Source organism: Ruminococcus sp. (genome assembly GCF_019417665.1).
GTDB lineage: Bacteria > Bacillota > Clostridia > Oscillospirales > Ruminococcaceae > Ruminococcus_C.
In genome coordinates this window covers 1-1,927 of sequence record NZ_DXUU01000126.1, presented here as the reverse complement: position 1 = coordinate 1,927, position 1,927 = coordinate 1, and the positions used below count along the sequence as shown (strand labels likewise).

The 1,927-nt window shown below is 41.2% G+C and carries 1 protein-coding gene; it reads left to right on the top strand.

What is annotated here, in order from left to right; all coding sequences use genetic code 11:
* Positions 1 to 505: 505 nt before the first annotated feature.
* The gene (locus QZ375_RS14210; RefSeq protein WP_295220059.1) at positions 506 to 1,702 is read left to right on the top strand and encodes an IS110 family transposase; all 1,197 of its coding nucleotides are present in this window, start codon (positions 506 to 508) and stop codon (positions 1,700 to 1,702) included.
* Positions 1,703 to 1,927 lie beyond the last annotated feature (225 nt).

Genomic DNA, 1,927 nt, shown 5'->3' with positions numbered 1-1,927 from the left:
CCCGACGCAGGCTGCGGAATAAAACGGTGAAGAGCAGTGACAGAAATGTTGCTGCTTTTCTTCATCTTCACCGGATATTCCCAAAGCGGATAAACCTCGGGAGTTTGAGGGTGGAACCCTCATCAGCCGTCAGGCTGCAAACCTGTCCTCGAAGAAAATCGCAAGCTGGGAATACGCAAGTCCCCAGTCACGAACGGGCATTGTCCACTTCTTCGATATCTCTTTTACGCTACTATAATAAATTTAGACGTTAAATCCATGACAAGCCAGCCATGGTTTACACGTACTTGTTACATAAGCTATAATGAAAGCAGTGATTGGACTAACGTCTTTTACGCTGGGACACCACGCCCGTTTATGAGACTGTTATCCATGCTTTCATTACAGCATTCGTTTTTGCAGGTAGAGCCAACCTTTATGCGCTCGCATCACTAAGTAGACAGAATAAGTAATGAGTAAAGTGTGGATTTATCGATCACAAATTCTATTATCAGGAGAGATATTTATGAACGCAGTAGGTATTGACGTATCCAAAGGAAAAAGTATGGTCGCTATTGTGCAGCCTTTTGGAGTTGTCGTGGCTGAACCTTTTGAGGTTTTGCACAACGCTGAGGAGCTGAAGGAGCTCGTAGAGCGATTGAAGCTCCTCAGCGGCGAAATAAAGGTTGTTATGGAATACACAGGTGCATATTATGAGCCGATAGCAAACGCACTCCATAACGCCGGTATATTTGTATCCGTTGTCAATCCTTTACTGATAAATGACTACGGCACAAACCGTGTGAGGAAGGTCAAAACCGATAAAAAAGACGCATTTAAGCTTGCCGGTTTCGCCCTTGACAAATGGCTTGAACTTCGTGAATACATACCTGTCGATGAAATTCGCAAAACGCTCAAAATCATTAACCGGCAGTATGATCAGTACAACAAAATTCTGGTAATGCATAAAAATAATCTTATTGCCCTGCTTGATTCATTTTTCCCTAATGCCAATACATTGTTTTCATCACCCCGGAGAGAATCAGACGGACACGAAAAGTGGATAGATTTTGTGATTAAATTCCCACATATCGATTCCATTGCAAAGCTTCCTTTATCGGCTTTTAAAAGCAAATATCAAAGCTGGTGCAAGAAAAATCATTACAATTACAGTGAAGCTAAGGCTGCCGAAATTCATGCTTATTCAAAAACGCAGTTAAGTTCGCTGCCTATGACAGACTCTGTTATTAAAATTATTATAGAATCTGCAAAGCTGCTGAATTCCACTTTTGAAGTTCTTAACACGCTGCGGAATGAAATGGATAAGCTTTCATCACAGCTTCCCGAATACAAAACCGTCATGAACCTGTACGGGGTCGGAAAAGTTTTCTGTTCTCAGCTTATTGCGGAGATCGGCGATGTCAGACGCCTTGAACGTTCCAAATCGATCATTGCATTAGCCGGTATTGATCCGCCTCCATATCAATCGGGAAAGTTCGATACAAGATCAAGAAGCATATCCAAGCGTGGTTCTCCGGCAATCAGAAAAACGCTTTTCCAGATCATGCAGATCTATCTTCAGAAGCAGCCCGCCGATGAGCCCGTTTATCAGTTTCTTGATAAGAAACGTTCAGAGGGCAAACCTTACAAAGTCTATATGATCGCCGCTGCACATAAATTTCTAAGAATTTACTATGCTCGTGTAATGCAGGCATTAACTTAAATACATCATTCAACAAAGCTAAATGATATTTCTCAGACTGCTTAAAAAAATCCTTTTATTGCGGTCTTTTTGGCATGCTCTTTTTAGACTTGTGAATTATTTGTAAATTCACTCTTTGGGGGCTTGACTTTTATTTGCAGGTCTCATAAAAATGATTTTTCTGATCGAATCATCAGTCGGAAAAATTGCCTTGGATTTAGTGAATTTTCTGACCATTCTGTGGTA